This is a genomic window from Aliiglaciecola sp. M165, from assembly GCF_007197995.1.
GTDB lineage: Bacteria > Pseudomonadota > Gammaproteobacteria > Enterobacterales > Alteromonadaceae > Aliiglaciecola.
The window spans coordinates 184,406-199,834 of sequence record NZ_VKKH01000009.1; the positions used below are offsets into that span (position 1 = coordinate 184,406).

Below are 15,429 nucleotides of genomic sequence, written 5' to 3' on the forward strand. Positions count from 1 at the left end.
CTCAACAAGCGTCCTTTTTTATTGCTCAGAAAAAGAAGTATTTATTTTTGGCTTTCTTTAATAAAGTAGCTCAATTCTTTTATGCAATGGCGAAGTACAGGGTTCAAGCGGGTATTTTTACCGTTCATCACAAACAACTCATGTTTAAATTCAAACATGTTGCCACCGCCAACTGCCACAAGTCCTAACCCTGCTCCCTGCTCTTTGGTCATATAATCTGGCAACAGGCCAACGTACTCTCCCGTCATAATTGCTGACATACAGGCATCAAAAGAATCAGAAAACGTTTGGATCGCTAATCGACTCTCATCTTGAATGTAATTGGCTGAAGACAATCCTGAAATACCAATGGCAGGGTAATCTTCAATTTTAACGCCGGAAGGTAAGCCGTCCTTATACTTAGCTAACGGATGTGATGGCGCACAGTACAAGCGACCATGACAAGTATGATCAACCGCATGGAAGGTTACAGATTCAGGTTTGACCATATCATAAGTGGAAATCACTAAGTGACATTCACCTGACAAGGCAACATGTTCGACTTCATTGTATAAACGAGTCTGAATGTTGACATGGATATCATCGAATTTCTTCATCGTGCTTTTAACTGCTTTACTCACAGCAAGGTGCATCGATAATGGCAGGCCTGCCATCATTACCAATGTGATATGGCCAGAATAATCGTCATGCAAACTTTTTAAGTTGAATACAAAGTTATCAAATGCATTGAATATGCGTTTGGTTTCCTGGAAAACCACCTCACCTTCTTTAGTCATCTGAAAGCCACCCCGTCCTCGGTGGCAAAGCACCAAGTCCAGTCGTTCTTCGAGCTTTTTAATTGCCGCGCTGATATTTGGACGCTGCATGCGTAAAACGGGTTCCGCAGCAGTAAATCCGTTGCATGAAGCAACTGCATAAAAGACCCGTAACAATTTTATGTCTGATTCTTGTAAGCGGTTTAACATAAAAACACCAAGTTTAGGTATGGATATCGATACTATAAAGCCTATATTAGGCATAAGGGCCACGTATTACAACGTTTTATTTGCCCCAATTATTTCCCGCTTTTTTACGAATATTTAACGCTCTGTTCGCGAAGCGCTTCAATCTCATCACGAATGCTTGCCGCTTTTTCAAATTCCAGGTCTTTAGCTGCTGCAAACATCTGCTTTTCGAGCTGACCAATTTTGCTCATGATTTCTGTGGCCGTCATGGCTTTATAGGCCTTGTTCGCTTCAGCAACTTTACGCAGCTTCACTTTACCTCCTACATCAACAGAGTTGCCATCGCCCACATCCATAATGTCGGTAATCGGTTTCACTAATTGATGAGGAGATATCCCGTTGTCGATATTGTGCTGATGTTGCTTGCTGCGTCTGCGGTCGGTTTCCTCCATCGCTCTTTGCATTGAACCTGTTATACGATCAGCGTAGAGGATGGCTTTACCATTGATGTTTCGAGCGGCACGCCCAATGGTTTGAATGAGTGAACGATCCGAGCGCAAAAACCCTTCTTTATCAGCATCTAATATTGCGACCAAAGAGACTTCTGGCATATCCAACCCCTCCCGGAGCAGGTTAATCCCTACCAATACGTCAAACTTTCCTAGTCTCAAGTCTCGAATTATTTCTATTCGTTCCACCGTATCAATATCGGAATGTAAGTAACGCACCTTTATGCCATGTTCATCAAGATAATCGCTAAGATCTTCTGCCATGCGTTTGGTCAAGGTCGTCACCAGAATACGTTCGTTCACCGCTACGCGCTTATGAATTTCAGACATAACGTCATCAACCTGTGTGGCGACCGGGCGAACTTCTAATACGGGATCAATCAATCCCGTCGGACGAACAACTTGCTCAATGACATCATCTCCCGACTTTTCCAATTCGTGTTTGCCGGGGGTAGCCGACACATAAATGGTTTGCGGTGATATCTGTTCAAATTCTTCAAACTTTAACGGTCGATTGTCTAGCGCCGAAGGCAATCTAAAGCCAAATTCTACCAGCGTCTCTTTTCTTGAGCGGTCACCTTTATACATGGCACCAATTTGTGACACAGTTACGTGAGACTCATCGATGAATAACAACCCATCTGCAGGAAAATAGTCAATCAACGTAGGTGGTGGCTCACCAGGCGCTCTACCTGACAAATAGCGGGAATAGTTTTCAATTCCAGAGCAATAACCAAGCTCTTGCATCATTTCTATATCAAACTGGGTGCGTTGCACAATACGTTGTTCTTCAATCAGTTTGTTTACCGATTTAAGCTGTTCTTTTCTTTCTTTAAGCTCGACTTTTATCTCGTCGATAGCAGACAGTATCTTTTCACGAGGAGTAACGTAATGAGTTTTCGGAAACACTGTTGTGCGTGTTACGGTGCTTTCTACTGCCCCTGTCAATGGGTCGAATAAGCGGATGGCGTCGATTTCCTCATCAAACAGCTCAACTCTGACCCCTTGTTTTTCAGAATCCGCGGGAAATATATCAATCACATCCCCTCTAACGCGGAAAGTGCCTCGTTCGAAAGAAATATCGTTACGGGTGTATTGCAGTTCAGCAAGTCTGCGCAGAATCGCCCGCTGATCCATCAGATCGCCTTGACGAAGATGTAACAACATTTTCATGTAGGATTCTGGATCACCCAAACCGTAAATTGCAGAAACACTGGAGACAATAACAACGTCTCGACGCTCCATTAATGATTTTGTAGCAGATAAACGCATTTGCTCAATATGATCGTTTATCGATGAATCTTTTTCGATGAAGGTATCTGTACTTGGCACATAGGCTTCAGGTTGATAGTAGTCATAATAAGAAACAAAATACTCTACCGCATTATTGGGAAAAAATTCCTTCATCTCACCATAGAGTTGGGCTGCCAGGGTTTTATTGTGGGCCAGGATCAAAGTTGGGCGTTGGACTTGATTAATAACATTCGCCATCGTAAAGGTTTTACCTGAGCCTGTTACTCCCAGAAGCGTCTGACTGGCCAATCCACACTCCAAACCATCCACCAGGCTTTCAATCGCTTTAGGTTGGTCGCCAGCGGGTTGATATTTAGAGTTAAGTTCAAACGGTCTATTCACTCACTAATTTCCTTCACTACTTGTTGAGGCCGCTAATCGACACGAACTGCTGTGCATAAACCAAAAATAAGCAACTGCCGCAGTAAAGATGTTGGCCAAAACTGTCCCCCAGAATATGCCTGGGATTTGGTACCATTGACTTCCTAAGTAAGCCAGTGGGACAAAAAATACAAAGAGCCTAATGATACTTAATATCATTGCTGACATCGGTTTGTGCATGGCATTAAATGAGGAATTGGTCAAAATAACGATGCCTTGCAATCCGTATCCAATCGGTACGATCATCAAGAACATAGTGATCAGATCTGCCACAGATTGCTCTTCTGCAAAAAGTGCTGCGATATAGGGAGCGGCGAGCCACAACAGCCCATAAATCACCAGCTGGAAAACAATCACAAAACGCAGAGCTAAGGTGTAACTTTGCCTGACTCTATCAATTTTATTTGCGCCGTAATTTTGGCTGATAAAAGGCGGTAGTGACATAGAAAGCGCTAAAACAACGATACTGGCAATCGATTCCAACCGACTCCCTACTCCCCATGCGGCGACGGCTGCTGGACCATAACCAGCAATAATAGCCGTCACTACTCCCCCGGCAATTGGGGTGAGCATATTGGACCCGGCGGCAGGTAATCCAATTCTCAATACATCTCGACCAGTTAGTTTAAGTTCTGACCAGGTAAGCAGCCGAGGCAGCATCAATTTGCGCTTGATGGCCAGTAGATACAAAATATAAATCAGTCCAAGACCCCAGGCGATAGCCGTCGCTAATGCTGCGCCTTTGATCCCCATTGCCGGGAATGGCCCCCAACCAAAAATTAATATGGGATCGAGCACCGCATTAATAAAACCGCCACTGGCCATGACAATGCTTGGCGTTTTGGTGTCACCAGAAGCTCTCAGTACACTGTTGCCAACCATAGGCACAGCGAGAAAAATTCCGGCACTATACCAAATCAGCATATAGTCACGAATGTAAGGCAGTAAATCGTCTGTGGCACCTAACATTCTAAAAATCGGGTCTATGGTCAGTGCGCCGATCAATGCCAGAACACCAACCATCACGAATGACAACATCAAAGCGCCTGTTGCATACTCCTTGGCTAGATGTTTTTCACCAGATCCCAAACATCGACCGATGGTGGCTGAGGCACCGATACCTAAACCAATGTTCAGACTGATAATGGTAAATGTCACAGGGAATGTAAAACTTATCGCAGCAAGCTCTTCTGTGCCAAGTAAACTGACAAAAAAGGTGTCAACTAATCCAAAGGTCATTAGCATAATCATGCCAAGTATCATCGGCATCGTCATGCGCTTTAGCGTCCCACCTATGGGTCCATTAAGAAGATCGTTGTTTCTTTTTGAATTGTCGGATTGACTCACGTAATTCTGTCTCTTTAATCAATGTGGGAAAGTGCTGTTTAAACGATGATATTGTGCCTGTTTGAGTGTGGAGTTTAGTCAACACAAAACAACTGCAAATAAGTCGATGAAACTTAAGTATCTAAAGGACAAAAAAGCTGTTAAAAAAGATATCCGATGTCCAATACATCATATTAAGTCAGACAGCGAAGCAAATAAATTCCTATTTTGCTTATCTGAGAGTAAATCAGCATAGTTAGCATCAAAAAAGCAAAAAGCCGCCAATTTTTGCAGTGATAGTATTTTGACACTTAATGTCAATAAAGTGCCGTTATTCAATCTGTTAATAACAATATAGTGAGAATTTTAATAAAGTACACACAGCAGCGGACAATCTCGGTAAGGATACTTACCCAAAAATATCACCACCCCTCATATAAAACTTATACCATTGATTTTATTGGATTTTATTTTATTTTCCAAAAAACTCGTATAACATGTTGACAATATCCTTTTGCTTTGAGCTTATAAACTGAAACAGTTACTCACAGAGTTATCCACAGGAATCGTGGATAACTGTACTTAGCCCAATGACAGCGCCATATTACAGTTATGTGACGAAAAATTAGGTAAGTCGACACTAACCTTATGAGCTGTAACTTTATGTTTCAGTTTTATGAAACACTGATCACACGAACAGTGATCAACGATTTATTTATAACAATTTAATCTAGAAACCCACTAAATTCGTTATTAAGCGAAGTGACCTTGTTGGCATTGATTTTGCCCAAATTTTGGGCAGCACTTTTTGCCTTTTTAGTAATCTGTAAGCGCTTTCCAAAAAGCCACAAAAACACTAAAAATTCGCGTGTAATCTCTCCTTTCAAAAAGACAAAAAATATGAATGACCAAAATGGCGATTTATTCAACAAATCATCGTCCTTCTGATGGATAAAGCATCAATTAACGCTTTTGTCTAAAAAACCTCAGATATTGTATTGACAGCGCGGCTGTTGCTCATTAATATTCGCCTCCGTTGAAAATCTGGTCCCCCTTAGCTCAGTTGGTTAGAGCGACGGACTGTTAATCCGCAGGTCCCCCGTTCAAATCGGGGAGGGGGAGCCAACTTCAACAGTACAATTTGATTCCCCCTTAGCTCAGTTGGTTAGAGCGACGGACTGTTAATCCGCAGGTCCCCCGTTCAAATCGGGGAGGGGGAGCCAAATTCCTCCAGGCTATGCGCGTTCAACAAAGCTTTTACTGTTCAAAAAACCATCGCAATATCCCTATAAATATCAAGTTGTTAAACTGCCCTTAAATTGGGATAATAACCGAGTTTCCCCTCATCGTTAGGCGATATTCAATTTTTCCATGACAGAATTTTTGGTTTTACTGATAGGCACAGTGCTGGTAAATAATTTTGTGTTGGTACAATTTCTTGGATTGTGCCCGTTTATGGGCGTGTCTAACCGCTTAGAAACAGCCATTGGTATGTCTATGGCGACCACCTTTGTTCTGACCTTAGCTTCGCTTTCAAGCTATTTGGTTGAACACTATGTTTTGATCCCTCTTGGCATTGGCTATCTTCGCACGTTGAGTTTTATTCTAGTGATTGCTGTTGTTGTGCAGTTTACTGAAATGGTTGTGCACAAAACCAGTCCAACTTTATATCGTCTATTAGGCATTTTTCTGCCGCTTATTACCACCAATTGTGCAGTATTAGGTGTTGCGCTGTTGAACGTTAATGAGCAACACAATTTTGTTGAGTCAGTCGTTTATGGTTTTGGTGCCGCTGCTGGGTTTTCTCTGGTGTTAATTTTGTTTTCAGCAATGCGTGAAAGACTTGCTGCAGCGAATGTCCCTACCCCGTTTAAAGGTGCGTCAATTGCGATGATTACCGCTGGGCTAATGTCACTGGCATTTATGGGCTTTACGGGGTTAGTAAAATTCTAATGACTATCTTCGCTGCTCTGATCTCAATTGGAATAATGGCACTCGTGTTTGGCGCCATTTTGGGTTACGCAGCTATTCGCTTCAAAGTAGAAAGCGACCCTTTGGTAGAGCAAATTGATGAAATCTTGCCACAAACCCAATGTGGACAATGTGGTTATCCAGGCTGCCGTCCTTATGCTGAGGCCATCGCTAATGGAGATGACATCAACAAGTGCCCTCCCGGTGGTGAAGCAACCATTAAAAACCTGGCCGACCTAATGGGTGTTGAACCTAAGCCTCTTGACGAAGCCCATGGTAGCGAAGATGTTAAAAAGGTTGCCTTCATTCGAGAAGACGAATGCATTGGTTGTACTAAATGTATCCAAGCCTGCCCTGTTGATGCCATTATTGGCGCGGCAAAACATATGCATACAGTTATTGAAGATGAGTGCACGGGCTGCGACCTATGTGTCGACCCATGCCCTGTTGATTGCATTGATATGATCCCGTTGACCCAAACGACTGCTTCCTGGCGCTGGCAGCTAGAGTCGATACCTGTCAAACAAGTGAGTTGAGGAATAGGATTTGTATAATCAATACGATGACATCGTAAACCGCCTCAACCAAGACCGGCTTTGGGATTTTCCAGGTGGTGTGCACCCACCAGAATTTAAAACCCTGTCGAATCAAAAAGACATCGCGCGAATTCCGATGCCGGCCAAGTTATATGTCACGGTAAAACAGCATATTGGCGTTGAAGGCAATCTTGTTGTTGAGGTGGGTGACAGAGTATTAAAAGGTCAGGCCCTAACCCGCAGTTCCAATCCTTTTTCCGTGCCAGTGCATGCTCCGTCATCAGGTACGGTTACGCATATTGGCCCCCATGTTTCCGCGCACCCATCTGGGATAAAAGAGCTAAGCGTCGAAATCAGCACAGACGAATTCGAAAAATGGATTGAGCTGAATCCCATTTTGGATTACCAACAGAAACCCAAAGCGCAGATAGTCGAGGCAATATGTAACGCTGGGATCAGCGGCATGGGGGGTGCAGGCTTCCCAACTCATATCAAGGCGTCGCCCAAAAAAGATGTCGAGTTCCTCATCGTTAATGGCGTGGAATGCGAACCCTACATCAGCTCAGACGATAGATTAATGCGAGAGCATGCGTGGCAAATTCGTCAGGGTATTGACGTTTTGGTGCATTTGCTCTCACCTAAAATGGTGATTGTTGCCATTGAAGACAACAAACCTGAAGCTATCGAAGCTATGCAGGTGGCCTGTCAGGAAAACGCCAAGTATCGCGTTGTGTCGATTCCCACTAAGTACCCCGCAGGCGGAGAGAAACAACTCATCCAGGTCTTGACCAATCGTGAAGTTCCAGGAAGAGGTCTGCCTATTGATGTGGGCGTGATCATGCATAACGTGGGCACTTGTTACGCCATAGCCGATGCCATTTTTAGTGGCAAACCCTTAATTGAAAGAGTGGTTACCTTAACAGGTGAAGCGTTCAAGCGCCCTCAAAACGTATGGGCGCCGATAGGAACACCGATTTCTCATTTGTTGGAATTTGGACAATATCGAGAGCACAAGCAACGTCAAGCGAAGGTCATCATGGGCGGCCCCATGATGGGCTTCGATGTCATCAATGCTGATGTGCCAGTAGTAAAAATCACCAACTGTATACTCGCACCATCGGCAGCAGAAGTCGCAGAGCCTGGACCTGAACAACCCTGTATTCGCTGCAGTGCCTGTGCAGATGCTTGCCCTGCCAGTTTATTACCTCAACAATTGTTCTGGCATAGCAAAGCCAAAGAATACGACAAAGCACAAGATTACAACTTGTTTGATTGTATTGAATGTGGCGCCTGTGCTTATGTGTGTCCCAGTGAAATTCCGCTAGTGCATTATTACCGTATTGCTAAATCTGACATTCGCAATCAGCAACATGAAAAAGACCAGGCAGATAAGGCACGTGAGCGATTTGAAGCGCGTAAAGCCAGGTTAGAACGTGAGCAAAAAGAACGCGAAGAAAAACACGCCAAAGCGGCCGAAGCAAGACGTCAAGCAATGAGTGAAAAAGGCAGTGACGCAAAAGATAAAATAGCAGCTGCCCTTGCACGTGCTAAGGCTAAAAAGCAAGGCACAGCGTCTGACGCCGCCTCAACAGAAGACGCAGCTTCTGCATCGGTAACGAAAACGCCTGAATCATCCCAAACAGTCAAACAAGACAAAGTCGCGGCGGCGATTGCCAGAGCCAAAGCCAAACGCGCCGCAGCTAAAGCACAGCTAAGTGAAACGCCCGATGCGGTACCCGCACAGCCCGAAGCTCAGGAAAAGCCCAGTGAAGTAAAAAAAGAAAAAGTTGCTATTGCGATCGCCAAAGCTAAAGCTAAGCGCGAAGCCGCTAAAGCGGCTAGAGCAAAAGAGTTAGATAAGCAAAGCACAGAAACGGTAACCGCAGAACCCACTTCTAAAGAAGATTCTAAAGTGAACGCTAAATCTGACAAAGATACAAAAGTTGCTGCAGCGATTGCTAAAGCCAAGGCCAAAAGACAGCTACAAAAAGCGCAGCAAGAAGCACCTGTTGCTGAAGGCAAATCAGCCCCCAAGCCATCAAGCGCTAAAAAGGCCACCAAGCCGGCAGAAAGTAAGCAACAAGAAACGCCTGAACTTACAGCTGCACAAATTAGAAAACAAAAAGTCGAAGCCGCTGTGGCAAAAGCGAAAGAGAAAAACCTGCAAGCCAAGGCTAAACGAGACGCAGCGAAAAAAGCAAAACTGCAGGCACAGTCAGAAAAGGATGAAAATTAATCTCTTATGAGTTTTAAAATGGCAAGCTCTCCGCACCAGCGTGTCAAGCGCACTACCGGACAGGTAATGCGTTTAGTGATTTACGCGGGTATTCCAGGCTTGGCCTTGCAAACTTGGTTTTTCGGATACGGAGCACTTATACATTTTGCAATAGCTGCGCTAACCGTTATCGTTACCGAAGCTGCAATTCTTGAAATGCGCAAGAAAAATTTTGAAACAGCTATCAAGGATAGTAGTGCGCTGCTTACTGCATTTTTAATTGCAATTTGCATCCCTCCCTTTGCTCCTTGGTGGATCACCGTCATTGGTAGTTTTTTCGCAATAGCCATTGTTAAACAATTATACGGCGGTTTGGGATTCAACTTATTTAATCCGGCGATGGCAGCTTACGTAATGTTGTTGGTATCGTTCCCAGTGCAAATGTCGACCTGGGCAATTCCGCAGGAAATGAGCCAATTTCCTCAATCCTTCTCCGACTCATTCAGCATTATTTTTACTGGATTTAGCGCTGAAGGCTACAGTATTGAGCAATTGCGCACGCACATAGATGGTTACACGTTAGCCACGCCACTAGATGCGGTGAAAACCGCGGTCAGTCAGGGAATGACAGTACAAGAAAGCTTCCAAGGTGCAATCTTCGAAAAAGGCTTGGGTGTAGGGTGGTTCTGGATCAATGCTGCCTATCTTTTGGGTGGTCTTTTGTTATTGAAACTTAAAGTCATCAATTGGCATATACCTGGCGGCGTCATTGCAGGGATTAGTGTGGTTTCATTAATTATGTACCTTACCGATGATGGACTGTACACATCCCCTATGTTCCATTTGTTCAGCGGCGGATTAATGATGGGCGCGTTCTTTATCGCAACAGACCCTGTGTCGGCTTCGACAACGAATAGAGGCCGATTTATTTTTGGGTTCGGTATTGGACTTTGGACATACATTATTCGTACTTGGGGCGGCTATCCAGATGCCATAGCTTTTGCGGTGCTAATTATGAATATGGCAGTGCCGTTGATCGATTATTACACCCAACCACGCACTTATGGCCATCGCTCTGGTCATAATAAAGCAATCAAAGCAAAAGATTCAGATAAGCAGTCAGGCTCATGAAAAAAAGTATACTTAACAATGGCATGATACTGACAGGCTTTGCATTGGCTACTACGGCCATGATTGCCCTAACCTTCACCGGCACCAAGGACAAAATTGAACAACAACTTGTGCAAAAACGCCTTTCTATACTTAATGCGATTATCCCTGCGGAAAGTTATGACAATGATATTCATCACGATTGCACAATTGCTGTAAATGAGGAATTTTTGGGTACCGACCAGCCTCATGCGATTTATTTGGCTCGCAAGCAAAATCAACCTGTGGCGATGGCGATAGAAACAACAGCGCCAAATGGTTACAGTGGTAAAATTGAACTCATAGTTGGCGTTGACCTTGAGGGTAAAGTTAGTGGCGTAAGGGTATTGGATCACAAAGAAACCCCTGGCCTGGGCGACAAAATCGAACTGCGGGTGAGCGATTGGATAACGTCGTTCACTGGCAAAACCGTCACTGATAATAACCTTGATGATTGGCAAGTGAAAAAAGACGGTGGACAGTTTGATCAGTTTACAGGCGCAACCATCACACCTAGAGCGGTTGTCAACGCGGTGAAAAATGCAGCCTTATTTGCGAAGCAGAACCAGTCAAAGTTATTCAATAGTGCGGTTCAGTGCGAACAAGGTGCAAGTGATGCTAAACCCGACACGTCTACTTCAAGTGATCAGTCATGAATGAATACCAAGAGCTAAGTTGGCAAGGCCTGTGGAAAAACAACCCGGCAATTGTGCAATTGTTGGGTTTATGCCCGTTGTTGGCAGTGACCATGACAGTGGTCAATGGATTGGGCTTGGGATTAGCCACTACCCTAGTATTGATCGGATCTAACTGCACCGTTTCATTGGTGAGAAATATGGTGCCTAACGAAATCCGCATTCCAATTTTTGTCATGGTCATCGCGGCATTTGTGACAGTCATCCAATTACTTATGAACGCATACACCTTTAGCCTTTATGAATCTTTAGGGATCTTCATTCCGCTGATAGTGACAAACTGTGCGATCATCGGCAGAGCAGAAGCCTATGCATCGAAAAACCCAGTTAAGTATGCAGCGTTTGACGGCTTAATGATGGGCGCAGGTTTTACAGCAATATTGGTCATTCTCGGTGGCATGCGCGAACTTTTGGGCAGCGGAACGCTGTTTGCCGGCGCCAACTTATTGTTAGGCGACTGGGCGACTATCCTCAAAGTCACGGTTTTCGAGCCGGAAAATCCATTTTTATTAGCCATTTTGCCCCCCGGTGCCTTTTTAGGCATGGGCTTACTTATCGCGTTCAAAAACGCGTTAGATCGACGAGTAGAATCTTGGGTGGTAACACCTAGTGAAGAAAAAACCGTGCAACGGGCCCGTGTAACCGCCGATAGCTAAGCTCATAGGTTCTGAGAAAAACAATGAATAAAACCAAACGCCATGATATTCTGACACGGTTGCGCGATGACAACCCGCACCCGACAACAGAATTAAACTTTTCCTCACCATTTGAACTACTAATAGCTGTGATCCTCTCTGCCCAGGCTACAGATGTCAGTGTCAACAAAGCCACCGACAAACTCTATCCTGTCGCCAACACCCCAGAATCAATTTTGGCGCTAGGCGTCGACTGCCTAAAGGAATACATTAAAACCATCGGCCTGTTTAATGCCAAGGCAGAAAATGTTATCAAAACCTGCCGCATCCTCGTTGAGCAACACGGTTCAGTAGTGCCAGAAAACCGCGAAGCACTCGAAGCCCTGCCCGGTGTCGGTCGAAAAACTGCAAATGTGGTGCTCAATACCGCCTTTGGCTGGCCGACAATCGCCGTGGACACCCACATATTTCGCGTCTCCAATCGCACTAAATTAGCCATGGGAAAAAATGTTGATCAGGTGGAGCAGAAGCTGTTAAAAGTGGTTCCTGCCGAGTTTAAAGTCGATGTACACCACTGGCTGATTTTGCATGGGCGCTACACTTGCATTGCTCGCAAACCTCGTTGCGGCTCTTGTATTATTGAAGACTTGTGCGAGTTTAAAGAAAAGACTGAAGACTAAATGGGATCTGATTTAACTGCACGGAGCAATGCTGACATCAGAAAAATCGATAGCAACCGTCAATTTTATGTTGTTAAGTGAGTGCAAAGGGCTTACTTACAATTTCCTTGATAACCTGACACATGGGACTGGATGGCTTTCCATTTTCCGCTCATCTTGATTAGCACATTTGTTGACACATAAGTAAAACAGTAGTCGCCTTTTTCATTCTTTCCCGATGCCCTACCTTGTCCAGCAACAATTGCCGTGTCGTTTTCAAAAATATTCAATCGTTGGATATGGTATTCAAATTCATCGTGTGGCCAGGTGTAGGTTTTCAAAAAATTTAACTCTTGCGCTTTGAACGTGGTTTTTCCTTGTGGATCGACTATAACAAAATCTGGGTGGGTCAAATCGTCAAGTCCTGCTACATCTGAAGTTTTGTAGATAGCAGGCCAGATATGTTGTTTTAATTGTGTCAAATATTCCACGTCATTCTCATAGGTTGTGCTGTCTGAGCTAGCATCAGCGCTTAACGAACTTAAAAAAAGGATTGAAAAAGTAAAAGCTTTCATGACATGTCTCCAAGTTAGATTTGATAACAAGCTAACTGGAGAGGATCAGAAAACAAAGGTTTTTGTGACAAACCTATTGCTTGGCGTGATGAATTTATTCGATGTGAGCCTGCTGCGTTATATCTAGTTTTCTCATTCTCACTAGGCGCTGTTTAAACCGCTTACCAACTGGCAGAAATGTACCGTCAATTAATGTAACACCAGGACTTTGGCTACCCAATCCACTTACGCTGTCGATACATTTTACCTGGACGATATATTTTCTATGAATTTGAATAAAGCCCTGGTCTTCTAAAACGGAAAATATCGATTTTAAGGTACTTCGATACAAATATTTTTCGCCAGCCAAGGACAGTTCTACGTAATTGCCAGCGCTGCTTATTAAAGAAATATCATTGATACCTATAACTTGCTCTCGATTCCCTTTAGTGACCAATAGGGATTGTATTGGAGCACCTGAACTAGTTTTCTTTTGTCCATCTGGTTTAGTAATAGACAACTTTTTATCTACGTTGGTATTGAATAAGGTGAAAGATAAAAGACTTGCATAGATCAGCAACGCCACTGGTATAAAATGAAAAGCCAGCTTCAATGTAGACTCAAGATCTAAATCCCAGATGAATGATTGCGCCGCCAATCCGAAGATTACAGTGAGGCAACCGATTACACTGTACCCTGTTAATCTTGCAGCAGTTCTTCCGAACAGGGTGGCTTTTATTATCCCTTGAGTAAGCACGGGGACAGCTAAAAACCAGAAAATAAGAACATCAAATGACCAGCGAAGCGATAAAAATAGTCCAAAATCACTGTCTTGAACAACAGCGCTATGCATAACACAATAAAGTGTCAATACAATAAAGGCGCAAGCGGAAGTGCATAAATATTTGGCAAACATTCGCGCGCACGTCACTAAGCTGAGCGTGCTGATATGTTTTTCAGTCAATTCTTTTAGCGATTTACGATTATTCAGAATATAAGTTAACGTCATACCGCATATTCCTGCTAGACAATTGTTTCTTAGCCACGATTGTAATACATGAATCATGCATGTTTGAAGCTAATACCTTCAGACTTTCCGATAATGCCAAACCTAATAGCTCTTTTTCTCAATACGACGACTCTAGTATTCTTATCATTTGGCTGGCCAACCATAGCCGTGGACACCCACATATTTCGCGTCTCCAATCGCACTAAATTAGCCATGGGCAAAAATGTTGATCAGGTGGAGCAGAAGCTATAAAAAGTTGTTCCGGCCGAGTTTAAAGTAGATGTACGCCATTGGTTAATTCTGCATGGGCGATACACTTGCATGGCGCGCAAGCCGCGCTGCGGCTCTTGTATTATTGAAGACTTGTGTGAGTTTTAGGATAAAACAGACTAGTTGAGATCAAAATACGGACGTTCGTTTTTAATTTCTCTAATCTCAGCTACTCAAACAAAGTAGCTGTAAAGCTAGCGACGTTTTACGTTTAACATGTTTCGACACATTCTGGTTTATCAGCTATAGATCTTAAGATAAATAACTGAACAGACCTATTAGCAAACAAGATCCCTTCATCAGTTATATTTCAATAAATACTCTTAACTAAGGAAAAATCATGGTTGTAGCCTTTTTTCAAAAACACAGAGTAATTTTGTTTCTAGTCGTATTTGCTTTACCAACCCGAGCAGAAACAGCTCTCCCTGACATCTGGGATGAGGCAATAGGTGGCGTAGATACGGTTTTTCTAGAAGAAATGACCGCAGGAGAAATTGCTCTTGCTTTACGAAGCGGTATGACGTCGGTAATCGTTGCAACAGGTGGAATAGAGCAAAATGGACCAAATGTGGTAACGGGTAAACATAATTATGTGCTCAGAGCGACTACTGAGTCTATTGCTAGAAAGCACGGAAAAATGTTGATCTCATCTATTGTTCAATTTGTTCCAGAAGGAAATATTACACCACCAAGTGGTCATATGAATTTCCCGGGTACAATCAGTATTAGTCAGAGTACCTTCATTGCATTATTGTCTGATATCTGCAATAGCCTGCGTCAACATGGGTTCAAAAATATATTCTTAATAGGTGATAGCGGTGGCAATCAGGATGGAATGCAATTTGTAGCAGATTCTCTAAATTCAAGCTGGTGGAGTGAAACTGAACATGTGTTTTACATTCCTGAATATTACGCTGAAGATATCTGGAGCTATGATTACTTGAAAAAGTTGGGTTATGTGCAAAAGCCAGACATAAAAACTTCATTTAGAAATAACATACATACAGATTTGCACTATGAATCTATTATGTCAGTTATAAACCCAGATACAGTGCGAGCCAGCTCGCGAATGAAAAACGGTAAGTTAGCCATTCATGGGGTAGAGTTCAAATCAATTGATGAGCTAGTAGAAGTAGGTAAATTATTGACTGAATATCGAGCAAAAATAACTGTAAATGCAATGAAAAAGGCACTGAGTGGAACGCTAAAAAAATAATTTATAAAAGTAACCTAAAAACAGCTATGACAGTAAAAAGCGGCTAACGATCGTTCAATGTCGTAAG

At 43.4% G+C, this 15,429-nt stretch carries 13 protein-coding genes, 2 tRNA genes and 1 pseudogene; 11 read left to right on the forward strand and 5 right to left on the reverse strand.

Features of this window, described 5'->3' with window-relative positions; all coding sequences use genetic code 11:
• Positions 1 to 41 precede the first annotated feature (41 nt).
• The 3 genes from FM019_RS18355 to FM019_RS18365 form a co-directional block, all read right to left on the reverse strand.
• Positions 42 to 965, reverse strand: coding sequence for a LysR family transcriptional regulator (locus FM019_RS18355; protein ID WP_143837437.1), 924 nt, complete (start codon positions 963 to 965; stop codon positions 42 to 44).
• A gap of 104 nt (positions 966 to 1,069) precedes the next feature.
• Positions 1,070 to 3,088 carry an excinuclease ABC subunit UvrB gene (gene uvrB, locus FM019_RS18360; protein WP_143837438.1) on the reverse strand — a complete coding sequence of 673 codons (2,019 nt, stop codon included), beginning with the start codon at positions 3,086 to 3,088 and terminating at the stop codon, positions 1,070 to 1,072.
• Positions 3,089 to 3,091: 3 nt separating this feature from the next.
• Positions 3,092 to 4,474, reverse strand: coding sequence for an MATE family efflux transporter (locus FM019_RS18365; protein ID WP_260681669.1), 1,383 nt, complete (start codon positions 4,472 to 4,474; stop codon positions 3,092 to 3,094).
• A 1,027-nt stretch (positions 4,475 to 5,501) separates the two neighbouring features.
• On the opposite strand from FM019_RS18365, the gene FM019_RS18370 reads away from it, so the two are divergent.
• The 9 genes from FM019_RS18370 to nth all read left to right on the forward strand — a co-directional run bounded on the left by FM019_RS18370 (position 5,502) and on the right by nth (position 12,334).
• Positions 5,502 to 5,578, forward strand: a tRNA-Asn gene (locus tag FM019_RS18370).
• 21 nt (positions 5,579 to 5,599) lie between these two features.
• A tRNA-Asn gene (locus FM019_RS18375) sits at positions 5,600 to 5,676 on the forward strand.
• Between the two features lie 148 nt (positions 5,677 to 5,824).
• Positions 5,825 to 6,406 (forward strand): electron transport complex subunit RsxA, encoded by a 582-nt coding sequence (gene rsxA, locus FM019_RS18380; RefSeq protein WP_143837439.1) that lies wholly within the window; start codon positions 5,825 to 5,827, stop codon positions 6,404 to 6,406.
• Entirely contained in the window at positions 6,406 to 6,960 is a 555-nt protein-coding gene (rsxB, locus tag FM019_RS18385) for an electron transport complex subunit RsxB (RefSeq protein WP_143837441.1), read from the forward strand. Before rsxA ends, rsxB begins: the two co-directional genes overlap by 1 nt.
• A 10-nt stretch (positions 6,961 to 6,970) precedes the next feature.
• Positions 6,971 to 9,196: an electron transport complex subunit RsxC gene (gene rsxC, locus FM019_RS18390; RefSeq protein ID WP_143837443.1), complete on the forward strand. Its 2,226-nt coding sequence runs from the start codon at positions 6,971 to 6,973 to the stop codon at positions 9,194 to 9,196.
• Positions 9,197 to 9,202: 6 nt separating this feature from the next.
• Positions 9,203 to 10,306: an electron transport complex subunit RsxD gene (gene rsxD / locus FM019_RS18395; RefSeq protein ID WP_143837444.1), complete on the forward strand. Its 1,104-nt coding sequence runs from the start codon at positions 9,203 to 9,205 to the stop codon at positions 10,304 to 10,306.
• Positions 10,303 to 10,980: an electron transport complex subunit RsxG gene (gene rsxG / locus FM019_RS18400; RefSeq protein WP_143837445.1), complete on the forward strand. Its 678-nt coding sequence runs from the start codon at positions 10,303 to 10,305 to the stop codon at positions 10,978 to 10,980. Before rsxD ends, rsxG begins: the two co-directional genes overlap by 4 nt.
• A complete protein-coding gene (locus tag FM019_RS18405) occupies positions 10,977 to 11,675 on the forward strand; it encodes an electron transport complex subunit E (RefSeq protein WP_143837447.1) in 699 nt (232 codons plus the stop codon). The genes rsxG and FM019_RS18405 overlap by 4 nt, the downstream gene beginning before the upstream one ends.
• A 23-nt stretch (positions 11,676 to 11,698) precedes the next feature.
• On the forward strand, positions 11,699 to 12,334 hold the full coding sequence (gene nth, locus FM019_RS18410) for an endonuclease III (protein WP_143837449.1): 636 nt from the start codon (positions 11,699 to 11,701) through the stop codon (positions 12,332 to 12,334).
• A 92-nt stretch (positions 12,335 to 12,426) separates the two neighbouring features.
• Here the strand turns inward: nth and FM019_RS18415 are convergent, their stop codons facing one another.
• Positions 12,427 to 12,888 carry a nuclear transport factor 2 family protein gene (locus FM019_RS18415; protein WP_143837450.1) on the reverse strand — a complete coding sequence of 154 codons (462 nt, stop codon included), beginning with the start codon at positions 12,886 to 12,888 and terminating at the stop codon, positions 12,427 to 12,429.
• 94 nt (positions 12,889 to 12,982) lie between these two features.
• Complete coding sequence (locus FM019_RS18420) at positions 12,983 to 13,783, reverse strand: LytTR family DNA-binding domain-containing protein (RefSeq protein ID WP_185969342.1); 801 nt, start codon at positions 13,781 to 13,783, stop codon at positions 12,983 to 12,985.
• A 234-nt stretch (positions 13,784 to 14,017) separates the two neighbouring features.
• On the opposite strand from FM019_RS18420, the pseudogene FM019_RS18425 reads away from it, so the two are divergent.
• Positions 14,018 to 14,254: pseudogene (locus FM019_RS18425) on the forward strand (endonuclease III); the annotation flags it as partial.
• Positions 14,255 to 14,486: 232 nt separating this feature from the next.
• Complete coding sequence (locus tag FM019_RS18430) at positions 14,487 to 15,362, forward strand: creatininase family protein (protein ID WP_143837454.1); 876 nt, start codon at positions 14,487 to 14,489, stop codon at positions 15,360 to 15,362.
• Positions 15,363 to 15,429 lie beyond the last annotated feature (67 nt).

What these genes read in the sequence shown, in the direction of transcription:
- FM019_RS18355 (WP_143837437.1), bottom strand. Translation starts at nt 965, where the DNA reads ATGTTAAACCGCTTACAAGAATCAGACATAAAATTGTTACGGGTCTTT.
- nth (WP_143837449.1), top strand. Translation starts at nt 11,699, where the DNA reads ATGAATAAAACCAAACGCCATGATATTCTGACACGGTTGCGCGATGAC.
- rsxA (WP_143837439.1), top strand. Translation starts at nt 5,825, where the DNA reads ATGACAGAATTTTTGGTTTTACTGATAGGCACAGTGCTGGTAAATAAT.
- FM019_RS18405 (WP_143837447.1), top strand. Translation starts at nt 10,977, where the DNA reads ATGAATGAATACCAAGAGCTAAGTTGGCAAGGCCTGTGGAAAAACAAC.
- rsxD (WP_143837444.1), top strand. Translation starts at nt 9,203, where the DNA reads ATGAGTTTTAAAATGGCAAGCTCTCCGCACCAGCGTGTCAAGCGCACT.
- FM019_RS18420 (WP_185969342.1), bottom strand. Translation starts at nt 13,783, where the DNA reads ATGTTTGCCAAATATTTATGCACTTCCGCTTGCGCCTTTATTGTATTG.
- rsxG (WP_143837445.1), top strand. Translation starts at nt 10,303, where the DNA reads ATGAAAAAAAGTATACTTAACAATGGCATGATACTGACAGGCTTTGCA.
- rsxB (WP_143837441.1), top strand. Translation starts at nt 6,406, where the DNA reads ATGACTATCTTCGCTGCTCTGATCTCAATTGGAATAATGGCACTCGTG.
- FM019_RS18430 (WP_143837454.1), top strand. Translation starts at nt 14,487, where the DNA reads ATGGTTGTAGCCTTTTTTCAAAAACACAGAGTAATTTTGTTTCTAGTC.
- FM019_RS18415 (WP_143837450.1), bottom strand. Translation starts at nt 12,888, where the DNA reads ATGAAAGCTTTTACTTTTTCAATCCTTTTTTTAAGTTCGTTAAGCGCT.